Origin of the sequence: Paraburkholderia graminis C4D1M (assembly GCF_000172415.1) — a bacterium.
Classification (GTDB): Bacteria; Pseudomonadota; Gammaproteobacteria; order Burkholderiales; family Burkholderiaceae; genus Paraburkholderia; species Paraburkholderia graminis.
Map to the genome: position 1 here is coordinate 134,755 of NZ_ABLD01000010.1, position 15,152 is coordinate 149,906.

Sequence of the window (15,152 nt, forward strand, 5' to 3'; positions counted from 1 at the left end):
GCGCGGTTGGAGTGCGAAAAAACCCGGCTTGGATAGCCGGGTTTTTTTATGGCGCGCGTTGCAGGGCTATCGAGTGAATTGGTCGGGGACTTCGGTCACGCGGCGCTGCGAGAGTCGGTTTATCCATTGCGGGCTGGTGTTCGGCGATGGATTCGCGGATGAGGGTGGTTGGGGTTGTTGCGCTTGTTGCGCCGGTTTCGCTTGTTGCGCAGGCTGCGCCGGTTTCGGCTCCTGCGCTTGCTGGATCGGTTTCGCCTGCTGCGCTTGTTGGATGCGTTGTGCGTCCTGGGCGTCTCGCGGGTGCTGAGCGTCTTGGGCCTGTTGGGCGTCCTGCGCCGGCTTCGCCTGTTGCGCAGGTTGCACTGGTTTGGCCTGCTGCGTTTGTTGCGCCGGTTTCCCCCGTTGCGCTTTTTCTATGGGTTGCGCGTCTTGAGCGTCTCGGCGGCGTTCGGCGTCTCGGGCCTGTTGGACTTCTTCCGCTACTTGCGACCATTGCGCCGACTGCGCCATTTGCGCCATTTGCGCCGCTTGCGCGCGACCGCTGCTACCGACGCCCGCGCTCATGTCCATCGACGCGTAATCGTGCGTGCCCAACTGCGCCGGCCGAAGCGGTGAGTATGCACCCGCAACGGACGGCTTGACGATCGTTCGCGGCGCGGTCGCTTGCGCTGCGATGCTCGACGCGTCGACGGCTGCATACCGCCGATGGCTCACCGCGGCGCCATCTGCAAGATGCCGTTGCATGTCCACATGACGACCGTCTTTCCTTGCAGCAAGCTGGTCGCGTGCGCGTGTGATCGACCTGTCTGCTGACATGCGCCGCTCGATAGGCTTTGCTGTTTCCGGGCGTCCAGCGGTCGCGCCGACGACAATGCCTCGGCCCGCTTCCGGCACCGACGCGGCGTGCGCAAGCTGCGTCGCGGAAGCTGCACTCGCGGGCTTCGCGCGCACGGCTTCGTGGGTCTTGTTGGAACTGTCGGCGCCGCGGCGCAACGGAGTTTGCGCAGCCATCGTGTTGGGGACGGCAACGGCTCCTTCCGCGGATTTCATGTCGTGACCGTTGCGCGGATGCGAGGCGCCGTCATGGGTGGCCATCCACGTAAGCAGTGCCGCGCCGCTCACAGCGCAGACGCCGCCCGCGAGCGCCCACCGCGGCGGGAATAGCGCGCGAGGCGCGCGCTGTGCGGCTTCTGAAGGATGTGTTGTCTCGGTTGCGCAAGCATCCGGCGAAACGGCAGCTTGTGCGAAAGGCAATGCGTCGGCGAGCACCGGCGCATCCGTCCAAGCTGGACCCACCGGCGGCACCAAATCCACCGAGCGCGCAGAAGCCACCGGAGCCACCGAAGCCACCGAAGCCACCGAACCCGCAGAACCCGCAGAACCCGCAGAACCCGCAGAACCCGCAGAACCCGCAGAACCCGCAGAACCCGCAGAACCCGCAGAAGCCACCCCCCACGGAACCTCCAACGCCTCTACCTCCACCCCTTCGCCAATCCGCGACGCCCCCTCGCCACCCACCGACCCCACACCCATCGCAACTACCGCATCCTCACGCCGACCCTCCGGCGCCACCCATCGACAAAACGAGCGAATCGGCTGCTGGCTCAAATCAAACGTTTCGAGGACCGCGCGGTATAGCCCGTGTAGCCCCCGGTCCAGCGAATAGCATGGCGCGAGCAAGGTCCAGCCGCGGCCAAATGGCGCCGGCACATCATTGAACGGGCGCGAGCGCGGCAACGCCATCGCGCCTTCGACTACGGTTAACGGTGTGGTGGACATCGCTCTCTTGCAGCGCCTCGGGGAGGGACGCCGCCTGGGCATCCGTGGGTCGGTGACGAGGGGCTCGGCGCGCTACGCAAAAACGCTACGCAAAAACATCACGCGAAAGCGCCTCGCGCGTGCATGCGAGGGCAACAGCGCAGAGGCGCAGCAACCCACCAACACGCGCTCGCACGCATGCGAAGGACGCATCGGCGCCGTGCGTGGAAAGCCATCGTCGGGAAGAGAAGATGATGCGCTGGATTGAAACGCCGTAACGCTCGGAAGCTTCGCAAAGTACCTGCGGATACTTCCTGGATCCGCGCTAACGGACACGACAGACGCAGATCAAACGCCGATCAAACGCCAGCCCCGTCCAATCGATAAACATAACGCAGCGCGGTGATGTCCACGCCGCCCATGCGGTCCGGTTCCGCGCCGGCGAACTGCCAGCCTTGCCGCTCATAAAAGCCGATCGCGGGCATATTGCCTTCGAGCACATACAGATGCAGCTACGTCTCACCTTGCGTACGAGCCCAGTCTTTGGCGGCGCGCATCAACAGCTTCCCGACGCCGATTCCCTGGTAGCCCGGCAGTGCGTGAAGGTTATCGAGCAGCACGCCCCACGCGGACTCCGGCTGACGCTCGACACAGACGAAGCCGATCGGCTCGCCGTCCAGCACCGCGATCAGCACGATGCGGCGCTCGCCGCCCGGCGCGCGCATGCGCGCCTGCCACCAGTCCGCGCGTTCCTGCGCGACCTCGCCGTCGAGAAAAGCGTCGGGCAGCAGGCCACGGTAAGTGGCGCGCCAACTCGTGGTGTGAATCGACGCGATGAGCGCGGTGTCGGCGACGGTGGCGGTGCGCAGCGACAAGGCAGGGGCGGTCTACATGAGAGGCATGGGAAGCGTGGGAAGGGTGGGAACGGCATCGACGGGAATGGCTGAAACCCAATTTTAGCGGCCGCCTGCCGCCGCGCCGGCTGTAATGAAAATGTAGGGAATACGCAACAGTGCCATCGACGGTAACATGTGGCGGCGCGGCTCCCGGCGGTTCACAACGTTTACCCTGATACCGCTCCAGCGCCTTCGCTTGCAAAATGCTGCGCCCCTCGGCGCGGCGCTATCCGCAGCGGCCGTTTGCCTGTGGCATCCGCCAGTTCGACCAGGCGGCCCGTTTCAACTGCCAGATCGCCGTCGTTCGCGCGGCGTGGGCTTATCAGAGAACGTCAATGTCAACAGCGTCCCCCGCTATTTCTTCGTCGGAAGAATCCAAGGTCAAGACAGTGTTCCGCGTGGTCAGCGGCAACTTTCTTGAGATGTACGACTTCATGGTCTACGGCTACTACGCGTCCGCGATCGCCAAGACCTACTTTCCGAGCGGCAGCGAATTTGCGTCGCTGATGCTCTCGCTGTCCGTGTTCGGCGCGGGCTTCCTGATGCGGCCGCTCGGCGCGATCGTCCTCGGCGCGTACATCGATCATCATGGCCGGCGCAAGGGGCTCATTCTCACGCTCGGCCTGATGGCGCTCGGCACGCTCACGGTGGCGTCCATTCCAGGCTACGCGACGATCGGCGTGCTCGCACCGGTGCTCGTGCTGTTCGGCCGGCTGCTGCAAGGCTTTTCCGCGGGCGTCGAACTCGGCGGCGTGTCGGTGTATCTGTCGGAAATTGCCACCAAGGGAAACAAGGGCTTCTATTGCGCGTGGCAGTCGGGCAGCCAGCAGGTCGCCGTGGTGTTCGCCGCGCTGATCGGCGTGATGCTCAACAAGACGCTGCCCGCCGACCAGATGAGCGCATGGGGCTGGCGCGTGCCGTTCCTGATCGGCTGCCTGATCGTGCCGTTCCTGTTCATAATCCGCCGTTCGCTGAAGGAAACCGCGGAGTTCTCCGCGCGCAAGCATCGTCCGGGCATGGGCGAGATCATGAAGAGCATGGCCGCGAACTGGGTCACGGTGCTGGGCGGCATGGGCATGGTCATCATGACGACGGTGTCGTTCTACATGATCACCGCCTACACGCCGACGTTCGGCAAGGAAGTGCTGAAGCTGTCGGCGATCGACACGCTCGTCGTCACCGTGTGTATCGGCCTGTCGAATCTGATCTGGTTGCCGCTCGCGGGCGCGCTGTCGGATCGCATCGGCCGTCGTCCGGTGCTGCTGGCTTTTACCGCGCTGACCATTGTGAGCGCTTATCCGGCGCTGCAATGGCTCGTCGCCGAGCCGTCGTTCGCGCGTCTGCTCACGGTCGAGCTGTGGCTGTCGTTCCTGTACGGCAGCTATAACGGCGCAATGGTCGTCGCGCTGACGGAAGTGATGCCGGTCGAAGTGCGCACTGCGGGCTTTTCGCTGGCCTACAGTCTCGCGACGACGATCGGCGGCTTCACGCCTGCCATTTCGACGCTGCTGATTCATTCGACCGAAAACAAGGCGGCGCCGGGTCTCTTCCTCGGCGTGGCGGCGATCTGCGGACTGATCGCGACGCTCGTGTTGTACCGCACGCCTGAATCGCGCAATCAATACAAGGGCGCGTGAGGCGTGGCGCGCGCTGACGCCTGCTGCGGCATCGGCGCATAAAAGAAAACCCCGCGCTCGACGGAACGCGGGGTCGCATTGAGATGGTCATTAAAACCCTGCACGCGAGCTTCGCTGCAGGGTTTTTGTTTGTTGGCTTGACTCGGGATTTCCGCGCGGATTCAACGCTTGTTCAGCGCTTTGTTCAACGCGCGACGCTAGCCGCGGCGCAGTTCTTCCGCGACGGCTTCCACCACTTCGCGCCACGCACCCGGCCGTGGCTGGCGCACCAGCTTCGCACTGGCGTACCACGGGCTGCGCGTGTCGTCGTGACACCAGCGCCAGTCGGGCGCGAACGGCAGCATCAGCCACAGCGGCTTGCGCAGCGCACCGGCGAGATGCGCAATCGACGTATCGATCGACACCACCGCATCGAGCCGTTCGATGATCGCCGCCGTATCCGCGAAGTCGCCGATCCGCTCGTCGAACCGATGAATCGAGCCGCCGCGCGGATGCCCGTCGAGCGCCGCGCGTTCTTCGGCGCTGAGGTGAGGCTGCAGCACAATCCAGTCGATGCCTTCGAGCGCGAAAAGCGGCTCGAGCGCGGCGAGCGGCATCGAACGCGTTTCGTTTTGCTGGATGCGTCCGGACCACGCGAGCCCGATCTTGCGCTTCGCCTGGCCGCCGATCGAACCGCGCCATTTGCGCCGATACGCGGGCGGCGCGCTCAAATAAGGCGTGCGCTCGGGAATCGTGGCGAACGTCGTGCCGAGCGCGAGCGGCAAGCTGAGCAACGGGCATTGGATGTCGGCGGCGGGACGCGGCGCGCCTCGCGCGATGAGCGTCACGCGCCACGCTTCCGCGACCGGCGCCAGCAGCGGCAGCAACGGCGGCTGCACTTCGAGCACGACGCGCGCGGCACGCTGCGCGGCCAGCGGGACGAAGCGCACGAACTGCAGCGTATCGCCGAAACCCTGTTCCGCGTGGATCAGCAGCGTGCGCTGCGCGGCCGGCTCGCCGTGCCAGCGCGGCAAGGTCTCGATCGCCGGTTCGGCGACGGTTTGCAGACGCCATTCGTATTCCGGCAGGCCGCGCGCGAAATCGCCCAACGCGAGCCACGCGAGCGCGCGGTTCATATGCGCGGACGCGAGATCGGGCTGCAAGCGCAACGCCTGATCGAATGCGCGAAGCGCGGTGGCGTGCGCGCCCAGCGCCTGGTGCGCGGTGCCGAGACTCAGCCAGGCGAGCGCGAATTGCGGATCGAGCCCGACCGAGCGTTCGAGATACGGTATCGCCTCCGTGTGGCGCCCGAGCGCGGCCAGCGCATTGCCCATGCCGTAGATGGCGGGCGGCAGGTTCGGCTGCAACGCGAGCGCCGCTTCGAACGACGCGACGGCTTGCGCGTGGCGGCCGGTGGCGTCGAACGTATTGGCGAGGTTGAAATGCGCGGCGACGAAGCGCGGCTCGGCGGCCAACGCGGCCTTGAAGCAGGGAATCGCTTCGTCTGCGCGGCCGAGCGCATTGAGCGACATGCCCATGTTGTTCAGCGCGCCCGCGTGTCCGGGGCGCAGCTCGAGCGTGCGCCGGAACGACGCGATGGCTTCCTCGTGACGCCCGAGCGCGTGCAGCGCGTTGCCGAGATTGTTGTGCGAGGAGGCGTCGTCCGGTTGCAGGTGCAACGAACGGCGGAACGCGTCCGCGGCGTCCTCGTGACGGCCCGTTGCCGCATACGCGTTGCCAAGGTTGTAGTGCGCCATCGGGAACGACGGCGCGAGCGTCAGCGCGTTGCGGAACTGGTCGATGGCCTCGTCGATCTGGCCTAGCGCCTTCAGCGCGTTGCCGAGGTTCAGCTGCAGCGCGGCGTCTTGCGGGCGCAGGTTGACCGCGCGCCGCACCAGCTCGGCGGCTTCGGCGTGCTGGCCCTGCTGGTGGCGCAGCACGCCCAGCAGATGCAACGCGTCGACGTGCGCGGGATTGCCGTCGAGCGTCGCGCGGTAGCCGCGTTCGGCGTCGTCGAGGCGGCCGTCACGATGCGCCGCGAAAGCGCGGTCAAATACAGGTTGCATGACGGGGGATGGTAGTCGGGTGAGGCAGAGGCCGCATTTTCCCACACTCGCGGAGGCTCGCTCCGGTTTGACCCGTTGCGCGGCTTTCGCTTAACCTGTGAATACCTGTTCATATGTACGCTGCCATGATTCCTGCTACGGTCTCTGCGCCATCGCCTGCGGGCTTCGAGCCGCACGCGCCAAAAAGCGTCGCGCCGCTCGCCGATCTGTTTCGCCTGCTCGGCGATCCGACGCGGCTGCGCATCGTGCTCGCCTGCGTCGACGGCCGGCGCGCGGTCGGTGCGATTGCCGACGAGCTCGGTTTGTCGCCGTCGCTCGTGAGTCATCATTTGCGGCTGTTGCGCGCGGCGCGGATCGTGCGGGCGCAGCGGCAGGGCAAACAGGTTTTCTATTTCGCCGCCGATCGCCACATCAGCGCGATGCTGGCCGGCATGCTTGAACACGTCGCTGAGCCTACCAGTGACGACGCATTGGATCTGCCATGAAGACAATCGAAGAAAGAGAAGATGGGCAACAGGACACGCACAGTCACGGTCACGGTCACGGCGAACACCACCACCACGACGACCACGGCCACAACCACGGCACACACCACTCGCACTCACACAGCCACGACCACAGCCACGACCACAGCCACGACCACGGCCACGGCCATCATCACCACCACGCGCCCGTAGCCGGCCACGGCTTCGCGTTCGCGCTGGCCGTCGCGCTGAACGTCGCGATCGTCGTGATTCAGGCCGTGTACGGCGTGCTCGCGCATTCGACCGCGCTGCTCGCCGACGCCGGCCACAATCTCTCCGACGTGCTCGGCCTGCTGCTGGCCTGGGGCGCCGCCTGGCTCGCGACGCGCCGTCCTTCCGCGCGCTACACGTTCGGCTACGGCAGTTCGTCGATTCTCGCGTCGCTGGCGAATGCGGCGTTGTTGCTGTTCGCGTGCGGCGTGATCGTCGCGGAGGCCATCGACCGGCTGATGAACCCCGCGCCCGTCGCGGGCCTCGCGGTGTTCGTCGTCGCGGCGGTGGGCATGGTCGTCAACGGACTGTCCGCGTGTCTCTTCATGCGCGGGCAGAAGGAAGACCTCAACATCCGCGGCGCCTTTCTGCACATGGCCGCCGACGCCGGCGTGTCCGCGGCGGTCGCGATCAGCGGCCTCGTGATTCTCTACACGAACTGGACATGGCTGGACCCGCTGATGAGCCTGCTCGTGGTCGCGGTTGTCGTCTACGGTACGTGGGGTCTGTTGCGCGACTCCGTGCGCCTCGCGCTCAATGCGGTGCCCTCGGGCGTCGATGTCGAGCGCATCCGCGACTATCTCGCCGATCAGCCCGGTGTCGAGGACGTGCACGATCTGCACATCTGGGCGCTGTCCACCACCGGCAACGCGCTCAGCGCGCATCTCGTGATGCCGGCAGGCCATCCCGGCGACGAGCGGCTCGACGGCATCGTGCTCGCGTTGCGCGAACGTTTTTCGATGCAGCACGCGACGCTGCAAGTGGACCTCGGCACGACCGATCATCGTTGCGCGATGGAGCATCCGCACACTGCGCGTTGAAGCACGCGACGAAAGCGCGCATTCATGCATAACGCGTCGCCGACGCACATCGCGGAACACGCAAGCGCGGACGGCCGCCGCGAGCCCGACGCTATGCGCGATACGCCTCGCATCCGATGCAGCCCGCCGTCCGGCGCGCGGGCGCGGGTTGTACACTAGAGCGCACTGTGGTCTGCGGAGTTTCGCATGAACGCTGCTGCTAATAATGCGTCGCCGGTGCTGATCGTCGGGGCGGGGCCGACCGGGCTCGCCGCCGCCATGAGTCTCGCGCGCGCTCACATCCCCGTGCGTCTCATCGACCGCGCGATGCAGCCGAACCCGTATTCGCGGGCCATCGGCATTCAGGCGCGCACGCTTGAACTGCTGGAGCAGCATCGGCTGGCCGAACGGTTTCTCGAACTCGGCCATCGCGCGCGCGTCGCCAATCTGTTTTCGAACGGCATGCGCCTCGCGCAGCTCGACTTCGATCCGCTGCACACGCGCTATCCGTATCTGCTGTTTCTCGATCAGTCGGTGACCGAGCGTTTGCTGACCGAGCATCTCGCGACGCTCGGCGTGACGATCGAGCGCGGCGTCGAACTCACGATGTTCTCGCAAGGCTCGGTCGGCGTTCAGGCGACGCTGCGGCGCGCCGACGGCCACACGGAAACGCTGCGTCCGTCCTACATGATCGCCGCCGATGGCGCGCACAGCGCGATCCGCCACGGGCTCGGCCTCAACTTCGTGGGCAAGACGTCGGAGCAGACCTTTCTGCTCGCCGATGTTCATGCCGAAACCGATTGGCCCGACGACGAATTTCACATCTTCGCTTCAGGCGAAGGTCTCGTTGCACTGTTTCCGATGGGACACGGCCGGCATCGTCTGATCGCGGATCACGCCGTCGAGCCGACGCCGGCCGCTGCCGCGCCGCTCTCGCCGGTGGTGCTCGGCGAGCCGCCGCTCGCACGCGTACGAGCGCCGTCGCTCGACGAATGCAAGGCGCTCGTTGCGAGGCGCGTGCATGAACGCGTCGACGTATCCGAGCTTGCGTGGTCCTCGTACTTCCATGTGAACAGCCGGATGGTGGAGCGCCTGCGCGTCGGGCGCGTGTTCCTTGCCGGCGACGCCGCGCATGTGCACAGCCCGGCCGGCGCGCAAGGCATGAACACGGGCATCCAGGAAGCGTTCAATCTCGGCTGGAAGCTCGCGCGCGTATTGAAGGGCGCGGCGCCCGATCGTCTGCTCGACACCTACCATATCGAGCGGCATCCGATCGAGCGCGACGTGCTGCGGCAAACCGGCTTCATCACGCAGATGGCCGAGGCGGATCACGGTCCGCTCAAGCTGCTGCGCGAGCGGGTGATGCCGGTTCTTGCCGCGCTCGGTCCGCTGCGCGACGCGGCGCGGCTCACGATCAGCGAGTTGTCGATCCAGTACCGGCGCAGTCCGCTGACGCTCGAGCGCGTGCTCGACGGTGGGCCGCGCGCGGGCGAACGCGCGCCGGATGCGGTCGTGCATGTGGTCGACGGTCCGCTTGGGCGCGCGCCCGGCATCGGCTGTATTTACGATCTGCACGACCCGGCGTTTTTCTCGCTGTTTCTGCTCGTGCCGCCGTTGCCCGCCGACGACAAACCGCTCGATCCCGACGCAAAGCACGCACCGCCCGCCGACGCCGAACTCGAGCGGCTGACGGCCGACATGGAGAAGCTATTGGAAGGGGCGGTGCGCATCTGGCGCGTGACGGATACGAGCGGCGACGGCGGGCCGTCGTTGGCCGAATCGTATGGACGCACGCGGCCGTCGTTTTATCTGCTGCGGCCCGACGGCTACATCAGCGCGCGCGGACGCACAGGCTCCGATCTGAACGGCCTGTTGCGGCACTGTGAAGCGTGGTTCACCGTCGATGGACAGATACCGGAGCAGACGGCCGTGTGAGACGGCCGTCATGCACCGGTCACGCAGTCATCACGCGATGGAAGGCTCAGCGGGCGTCAGACGCTCGCGGTTCTTCACGAGCGCTTCCTTCACGATTGCCGACATCTCGATGCCGCCCGCCTGCGGCGCATCGAGCGCTGCGAGCAGCGCGCGCCGCATGCGCGGCTCCCAGAAGCGGCGGATATGGTCGGCGACACCGGTGATGGCTTCTTCGCGATCCGGCATCGAATCGAAAAAATCGCCGATGCGGTTCGCCATGTCGATCAGATTCTGAGTGTCCATCGTCGCCTCACTTACCCGATGTCGCGTTGGCCAGCTCGCGCTGCTTGAGCAACTCGAGTTGCTCCGCGTTGAAGCGCGAATACTCCTTCTGCCACTCGGACGGCTGTTCGACCGGCATCACCTGCACGGCGGTCACCTTGTATTCCGGACAGTTGGTCGCCCAGTCCGAACTCTCGGTGGTGATCACGTTCGCGCCCGATTCGGGGAAGTGGAACGTCGTATAAACGACGCCCGGCTGCATCCGCTCGGTCACTTTCGCGCGCAGCACGGTTTGTCCCGCGCGTGATTCGATGCCGACCCAGTCGCCCGTCTTGATGCCGCGTTCTTCCGCGTCGTGCGGATGCAGTTCGAGACGGTCCTCGTCGTGCCAGCGCGAGTTCTCCGTGCGCCGCGTTTGCGCGCCCACGTTGTACTGCGACAGGATGCGCCCCGTCGTCAGCAGCAGCGGGAACTTGCGCGTGACTTTTTCCGGCGACGCGATGAACTTCGTGATCACGAACTTGCCCTTGCCGCGCACGAACGTGTCGACGTGCATGGTCGGCGTGCCGTCCGGCGCCTCTTCGTTGCACGGCCACTGGATGCTGCCCAGCTCGTCGATCTTCTTGTATGACACGCCGTGGAAAGTCGGCGTGAGACGCGCGATCTCGTCCATGATTTCGGACGGATGCGTGTAGTCCATTTCGTAGCCGAGCGCGCGCGAGAGCAGCAGCGTGACTTCCCAGTCGGCGTAACCCGGCACCGGCGGCATGACCTTGCGCACGCGCGAGATGCGGCGCTCCGCGTTCGTGAAGGTGCCGTCCTTTTCGAGGAAGGTCGAGCCGGGCAGCAGCACGTGCGCGTACTTCGCGGTCTCGTTCAGGAAAATATCCTGCACGACGATGCATTCCATCGCCGACAACGCCGCCGCCACATGATGCGTGTTCGGGTCCGACTGCACGATGTCCTCGCCCTGGCAGTACAGGCCCATGAAGCTGCCGTCGAGCGCGGCTTCGAACATGTTCGGAATGCGCAGACCCGGCTCGGTTTGCAGCGTGACATTCCACGCGTCTTCGAACTGCGAGCGCACGATCGTATCGCTGATGTGGCGATAGCCCGGCAACTCATGCGGGAACGAGCCCATGTCGCACGAACCCTGCACGTTGTTCTGGCCGCGCAGCGGATTCACACCGACGCCTTCGCGGCCGATGTTGCCCGTCGCCATCGCAAGGTTCGCGATGCCCATCACCATCGTCGAGCCTTGCGCGTGTTCGGTGACGCCGAGGCCGTAGTAGATCGCCGCATTGCCGCCCGTCGCGTAGATGCGCGCGGCTTCGCGCACGTCCTTGGCCGGCACGCCGGTCACGGCTTCCGTTGCTTCGGGCGCATTCTCCGGCAGCGCGACGAAATCACGCCATTGCTCGAACGCGCGGCCTTCGCAGCGTTCGGCGATGAACGCTTCGTTCAGCAGCCCTTCGGTGACGATCACATGAGCGAGCGCGTTGACCACCGCGACGTTGGTGCCGGGGCGCAATTGCAGATGATGCGATGCCTTCACGTGCGGCGTATCGACGATGTCGATGCGGCGCGGATCGACCACGATCAGCTTCGCGCCTTCGCGCACGCGGCGCTTCAGACGCGAGGCGAACACCGGATGGCCGTCGGTCGGATTTGCGCCGATCACCATGATGACGTCGGCTTTATCGACCGAGGCGAAGGTCTGTGTGCCCGCCGATTCGCCGAGCGTCGTCTTCAGGCCGTAGCCGGTCGGCGAGTGGCAAACGCGTGCGCAGGTGTCGACGTTGTTGTTGCCGAACGCGGCGCGCACGAGCTTCTGCACGAGATAGGTTTCTTCGTTCGTGCAACGCGACGACGTAATGCCGCCGATCGAATCGCGCCCGTGCTTCGCCTGAATGCGGCGGAATTCCGAGGCCGCGTAATTGATCGCTTCTTCCCAGCTCACTTCGCGCCACGGGTCGGTGATCTTCGCGCGGATCATCGGCTTCGTGATGCGGTCCTTGTGCGTTGCGTAGCCCCATGCGAAGCGGCCCTTCACGCACGCGTGTCCTTCGTTGGCCTGGCCGTTCTTGAACGGCACCATGCGCACGACCTGGTTGCCCTTCATCTCCGCCTTGAACGAGCAGCCGACGCCGCAATACGCGCAGGTGGTGACGGCCGAATGCTCGGCCTGGCCCAGCATGATCACGGTTTTTTCCTGCAACGTCGCGGTCGGGCAAGCGGCCACGCACGCGCCGCACGACACGCACTCCGAATCCATGAACGGCCGGTTTTCGCTCGCGGCCACGCGCGATTCGAAACCGCGCCCGGCGATGGTCAGCGCGAACGTGCCTTGCGTTTCCTCGCACGCGCGCACGCAGCGATTGCAGACGATGCACTTCGCCGGATCGTAGGTGAAGTACGGATTCGATTCGTCCTTCTTGTCGTTCAGGTGATTCGCGCCGTCGAAACCGTAGCGCACTTCGCGCAGGCCGGTCACGCCCGCCATGTCCTGCAGCTCGCAGTCGCCGTTCGCGGGGCACGTGAGGCAATCGAGCGGGTGATCGGAGATGTACAGCTCCATCACGTTGCGGCGCAGCGATTGCAGACGATCGGTTTGCGTGCGCACTTTCATGCCGGCTTCGACCGGCGTCGTGCACGAGGCCGGATAACCGCGCTTGCCTTCGATCTCGACGAGACACAAACGGCACGAGCCGAACGGTTCCAGCGAATCGGTCGCGCAGAGCTTCGGCACGTTCACGCCTGCTTCGACGGCGGCGCGCATCACCGACGTGCCGGCCGGCACGGTAACCGCCTGGCCGTCGATTTCAAGCGTCACGTCGACGTCCGCATGACGCGCGGGCGTGCCGAAATCGGTTTCGTCGAAGTACGAGCGCGGGGCTTGCGTTTGAGCCTGCGCTTGCGATTTGCACGCGCAGTTGCCGGATCCGCAGCCGCCCGCCGAGGGGACTTGCTTCGGGGCGCCGGCAGTAGAGTTGAGCATGTCTGACATAGTTGGGCTCCTCGTTCAGGCCGCAGCTTTCGGTGCATCGGCGCCAGCGCCGGCGAGGCCGAAGTCTTCAGGAAAATGGTCGAGCGCAGACATCACCGGATACGGCGTCATGCCGCCCATCGCGCAAAGCGATCCGGACACCATCGTGTCGCACAGATCGCGCAGCAACTGCACTTGCCGCGTCGACGTATCGCCGTTACGAATGCGCGCGATGACTTCGACGCCGCGTGTCGAACCGATGCGGCACGGCGTGCACTTGCCGCACGATTCGATCGCGCAGAAGTGCATCGCGTATTGCGCGAGTTCGGCGAGATTCGACGTGTCGTCATGCACGACAAGGCCGCCGTGACCGACCACGGCGCCGACTGCCGCATACGCTTCGTAATCCATCGGAATGTCCCACTGGCTTTCCGGCAGATAAGTGCCGAGCGGGCCGCCCACTTGAACGGCGCGGGCCGGCCGGCCGCTTGCCGTGCCGCCGCCATAGTCGTAAATCAGTTCGCGCAGCGTCACGCCGAATGCAAGCTCCACGAGCCCGCCTTGCTTGACGTTGCCCGCGAGCTGAAACGGCAGAGTGCCGCGCGAGCGACCCATGCCGAAGTCTTTGTAGAACGCCGCGCCGCGCGCGAAGATGATCGGCACCGTTGCCAGCGTGATGACGTTGTTGATCACCGTCGGCTGACCGTAGAGGCCGACGAGCGCAGGCACCGGCGGCTTCGCGCGAACAATGCCGCGCTTGCCTTCGAGCGATTCGAGCAGCGCCGTTTCCTCGCCGCACACATACGAGCCCGCGCCCTTGGCGACGAACAGTTCGAAGCGATGCGCGGAGCCGAGCACGCTGTCGCCGAGCCAGCCGGCGGCGCGCGCCTTCGCGATTGCCGCTTCGAGCGTGGCGATCGAGTGCGGATACTCGCTGCGCACGTAGATGTAGCCCGCCGTCGCGCCGGTCACGACGCCCGCGATGATCATGCCTTCGATCAGCACATACGGATCGCTTTCCATCACGAGGCGGTCGGAGAAGGTGCCCGAGTCGCCTTCGTCGGCATTGCAGACGATGTACTTCTGCGCGGCCTTCGCGGCGCGCACCGTGCGCCACTTGATGCCGGCCGGGAACGCGGCGCCGCCGCGCCCGCGCAGGCCCGATTCGATCAGCGCTTCGCAGGCGGCGTCGCCGTCGGTCTGCAGCGCGTTGCGCAGACCTTCGAGGCCGCCGTGCGCGACGTAGTCGTCGGTTGAAAGCGGGTCGGTAATGCCGATGCGCGCGAACGTCAGGCGCTGCTGCTTCTTCAGATACGGAATCTCGTCGACCACGCCGACGCGGCGCGCATGCTCGCCACCGTCGATAAAGCCTGCGTCGAACAGCGCGGCCACGTCGCTTTCGTCGACGTTCGCGTAACCGATGCGTCCTGCGGCGGTTTGCACTTCGACGAGCGGTTCGAGCCACAACAAGCCGCGCGAGCCGTTGCGAACGAGTTCGATCGTGATGCCGCGGCGTGCCGCCTCGGCTTTGATCGCGTCGGCGAGCGCGTCCGCGCCCAGTGCGAGTGCCGACGAATCGCGGGGAACATAGATACGCGTCATGCCGTCACCTCCACGCATTTGCTGGCAGCCGCGAAAATCGCGTCGAATTTTTGCGGCGTGATTTTCGCGTGCAGCGTGCCGTTCACCATCATCGCGGGCGAAAGCGCGCATTGGCCGAGGCAGTACACCGACTCCAGTTCCACCGCGGCGCCGGCTTTGTGTTCGGCGTCGAAGCGGCAGCCCGTATGCGACTCGATGTGCTGCGCGAGCGCCTCCGTGCCCATGCTGCGGCAGGCTTCCGCGCGGCACAGTTGCACCGTGACGGGCGCGGCGGGCTGCGTGCGGAAATGGTGGTAGTACGTGATGACGCCGTGCACTTCCGCGCGCGACAGGTTCATCGTGCGTGCGAGAGGTGGAACGGCGGCGGGCGGCACGTAGCCGAGTTCGTCCTGAATCGCGTGCAGCACGGCCAGCAGCGACCTGCCAGGTTGTGCGTGGCGCGCTACGAGCTCTTCCGGCGCGATGGCGATGAGATCGTCCAAGTGGGGGCTCCTCCAA

At 65.8% G+C, this 15,152-nt stretch carries 10 protein-coding genes and 1 pseudogene; 4 read left to right on the forward strand and 7 right to left on the reverse strand.

Going from position 1 to position 15,152, the window contains the following annotated elements; genetic code table 11:
- Window positions 1-66: 66 nt before the first annotated feature.
- Together BGRAMDRAFT_RS34565 and BGRAMDRAFT_RS17995 are read right to left on the reverse strand one after the other, a co-directional pair.
- Window positions 67-1,779 (reverse strand): hypothetical protein, encoded by a 1,713-nt coding sequence (locus BGRAMDRAFT_RS34565; RefSeq protein ID WP_157140628.1) that lies wholly within the window; start codon window positions 1,777-1,779, stop codon window positions 67-69.
- A 338-nt stretch (window positions 1,780-2,117) separates the two neighbouring features.
- Window positions 2,118-2,633, reverse strand: a pseudogene (locus BGRAMDRAFT_RS17995) (N-acetyltransferase family protein).
- 356 nt (window positions 2,634-2,989) lie between these two features.
- Between BGRAMDRAFT_RS17995 and tcuC the strand changes: the two are divergent.
- Window positions 2,990-4,291, forward strand: a complete 1,302-nt coding sequence (tcuC, locus tag BGRAMDRAFT_RS18000) for an MFS transporter (RefSeq protein ID WP_044021330.1) — start codon at window positions 2,990-2,992, stop codon at window positions 4,289-4,291.
- A 197-nt stretch (window positions 4,292-4,488) separates the two neighbouring features.
- Here the strand turns inward: tcuC and BGRAMDRAFT_RS18005 are convergent, their stop codons facing one another.
- The gene (locus BGRAMDRAFT_RS18005) at window positions 4,489-6,336 is read right to left on the reverse strand and encodes a tetratricopeptide repeat protein (RefSeq protein ID WP_006050230.1); all 1,848 of its coding nucleotides are present in this window, start codon (window positions 6,334-6,336) and stop codon (window positions 4,489-4,491) included.
- Between the two features lie 125 nt (window positions 6,337-6,461).
- On the opposite strand from BGRAMDRAFT_RS18005, the gene BGRAMDRAFT_RS18010 reads away from it, so the two are divergent.
- The 3 genes from BGRAMDRAFT_RS18010 to BGRAMDRAFT_RS18020 all read left to right on the forward strand — a co-directional run bounded on the left by BGRAMDRAFT_RS18010 (window position 6,462) and on the right by BGRAMDRAFT_RS18020 (window position 9,805).
- On the forward strand, window positions 6,462-6,821 hold the full coding sequence (locus BGRAMDRAFT_RS18010; protein WP_083803828.1) for an ArsR/SmtB family transcription factor: 360 nt from the start codon (window positions 6,462-6,464) through the stop codon (window positions 6,819-6,821).
- On the forward strand, window positions 6,818-7,891 hold the full coding sequence (locus tag BGRAMDRAFT_RS18015) for a cation diffusion facilitator family transporter (RefSeq protein ID WP_006050232.1): 1,074 nt from the start codon (window positions 6,818-6,820) through the stop codon (window positions 7,889-7,891). The genes BGRAMDRAFT_RS18010 and BGRAMDRAFT_RS18015 overlap by 4 nt, the downstream gene beginning before the upstream one ends.
- A 186-nt stretch (window positions 7,892-8,077) precedes the next feature.
- The gene (locus BGRAMDRAFT_RS18020) at window positions 8,078-9,805 is read left to right on the forward strand and encodes an FAD-dependent monooxygenase (protein WP_006050234.1); all 1,728 of its coding nucleotides are present in this window, start codon (window positions 8,078-8,080) and stop codon (window positions 9,803-9,805) included.
- A 30-nt stretch (window positions 9,806-9,835) separates the two neighbouring features.
- Here BGRAMDRAFT_RS18020 and BGRAMDRAFT_RS18025 read toward each other — a convergent pair whose 3' ends face one another.
- The 4 genes from BGRAMDRAFT_RS18025 to BGRAMDRAFT_RS18040 are packed head-to-tail and all read right to left on the reverse strand — an operon-like array spanning window position 9,836 to window position 15,136.
- Window positions 9,836-10,087: a formate dehydrogenase subunit delta gene (locus tag BGRAMDRAFT_RS18025; RefSeq protein WP_006050235.1), complete on the reverse strand. Its 252-nt coding sequence runs from the start codon at window positions 10,085-10,087 to the stop codon at window positions 9,836-9,838.
- A 7-nt stretch (window positions 10,088-10,094) separates the two neighbouring features.
- The gene (gene fdhF / locus BGRAMDRAFT_RS18030) at window positions 10,095-13,073 is read right to left on the reverse strand and encodes a formate dehydrogenase subunit alpha (RefSeq protein WP_006050236.1); all 2,979 of its coding nucleotides are present in this window, start codon (window positions 13,071-13,073) and stop codon (window positions 10,095-10,097) included.
- Window positions 13,074-13,088: 15 nt separating this feature from the next.
- On the reverse strand, window positions 13,089-14,654 hold the full coding sequence (locus BGRAMDRAFT_RS18035) for a formate dehydrogenase beta subunit (protein WP_006050237.1): 1,566 nt from the start codon (window positions 14,652-14,654) through the stop codon (window positions 13,089-13,091).
- On the reverse strand, window positions 14,651-15,136 hold the full coding sequence (locus BGRAMDRAFT_RS18040) for an NAD(P)H-dependent oxidoreductase subunit E (RefSeq protein WP_006050238.1): 486 nt from the start codon (window positions 15,134-15,136) through the stop codon (window positions 14,651-14,653). Before BGRAMDRAFT_RS18040 ends, BGRAMDRAFT_RS18035 begins: the two co-directional genes overlap by 4 nt.
- Between the last annotated feature and the right edge of the window lie 16 nt (window positions 15,137-15,152).

Bases quoted from the DNA above. Each gene is read 5' to 3' on its own strand.
- BGRAMDRAFT_RS34565 (WP_157140628.1), bottom strand. From the start codon at position 1,779: ATGTCCACCACACCGTTAACCGTAGTCGAAGGCGCGATGGCGTTGCCG.
- tcuC (WP_044021330.1), top strand. From the start codon at position 2,990: ATGTCAACAGCGTCCCCCGCTATTTCTTCGTCGGAAGAATCCAAGGTC.
- BGRAMDRAFT_RS18005 (WP_006050230.1), bottom strand. From the start codon at position 6,336: ATGCAACCTGTATTTGACCGCGCTTTCGCGGCGCATCGTGACGGCCGC.
- BGRAMDRAFT_RS18010 (WP_083803828.1), top strand. From the start codon at position 6,462: ATGATTCCTGCTACGGTCTCTGCGCCATCGCCTGCGGGCTTCGAGCCG.
- BGRAMDRAFT_RS18015 (WP_006050232.1), top strand. From the start codon at position 6,818: ATGAAGACAATCGAAGAAAGAGAAGATGGGCAACAGGACACGCACAGT.
- BGRAMDRAFT_RS18020 (WP_006050234.1), top strand. From the start codon at position 8,078: ATGAACGCTGCTGCTAATAATGCGTCGCCGGTGCTGATCGTCGGGGCG.
- BGRAMDRAFT_RS18025 (WP_006050235.1), bottom strand. From the start codon at position 10,087: ATGGACACTCAGAATCTGATCGACATGGCGAACCGCATCGGCGATTTT.
- fdhF (WP_006050236.1), bottom strand. From the start codon at position 13,073: ATGTCAGACATGCTCAACTCTACTGCCGGCGCCCCGAAGCAAGTCCCC.
- BGRAMDRAFT_RS18035 (WP_006050237.1), bottom strand. From the start codon at position 14,654: ATGACGCGTATCTATGTTCCCCGCGATTCGTCGGCACTCGCACTGGGC.